The organism is Tardiphaga robiniae (assembly GCF_013359755.1).
GTDB lineage: Bacteria > Pseudomonadota > Alphaproteobacteria > Rhizobiales > Xanthobacteraceae > Tardiphaga > Tardiphaga robiniae.
In genome coordinates this window covers 1-823 of record NZ_JABMCJ010000043.1, presented here as the reverse complement: position 1 = coordinate 823, position 823 = coordinate 1, and the positions used below count along the sequence as shown (strand labels likewise).

Annotated in this window: 2 protein-coding genes; both read right to left on the bottom strand. The window is 44.2% G+C overall.

The features are described from left to right. Positions 1-279 (bottom strand): CII family transcriptional regulator (locus HP556_RS00240; RefSeq protein WP_032167563.1); only part of this gene is annotated, 279 nt, incomplete at its 3' end. Between the two features lie 118 nt (positions 280-397). Next, positions 398-598: a Cro/CI family transcriptional regulator gene (locus HP556_RS00235; RefSeq protein ID WP_000437875.1), complete on the bottom strand. Its 201-nt coding sequence runs from the start codon at positions 596-598 to the stop codon at positions 398-400. Positions 599-823: the final 225 nt, after the last annotated feature.

The window sequence follows — 823 nt, the reverse complement described above, 5'->3', positions numbered from 1 at the left end:
GATTTGTTCAGAACGCTCGGTTGCCGCCGGGCGTTTTTTATTGGTGAGAATCGCAGCAACTTGTCGCGCCAATCGAGCCATGTCGTCGTCAACGACCCCCCATTCAAGAACAGCAAGCAGCATTGAGAACTTTGGAATCCAGTCCCTCTTCCACCTGCTGATCTGCGACTTATCAACGCCCACAGCTTCCGCTGTCTTCTCAGTTCCAAGCATTGCGATTTTGTTAAGCAACGCACTCTCGATTCGTAGAGCCTCGTTGCGTTTGTTTGCACGAACCATATGTAAGTATTTCCTTAGATAACAATTGATTGAATGTATGCAAATAAATGCATACACCATAGGTGTGGTTTAATTTGATGCCCTTTTTCAGGGCTGGAATGTGTAAGAGCGGGGTTATTTATGCTGTTGTTTTTTTGTTACTCGGGAAGGGCTTTACCTCTTCCGCATAAACGCTTCCATCAGCGTTTATAGTTAAAAAAATCTTTCGGCCTGCATGAATGGCCTTGTTGATCGCGCTTTGATATACGCCGAGATCTTTAGCTGTCTTGGTTTGCCCAAAGCGCATTGCATAATCTTTCAGGGTTATGCGTTGTTCCATACAACCTCCTTAGTACATGCAACCATTATCACCGCCAGAGGTAAAATAGTCAACACGCACGGTGTTAGATATTTATCCCTTGCGGTGATAGATTTAACGTATGAGCACAAAAAAGAAACCATTAACACAAGAGCAGCTTGAGGACGCACGTCGCCTTAAAGCAATTTATGAAAAAAAGAAAAATGAACTTGGCTTATCCCAGGAATCTGTCGCAGACAAGATGGG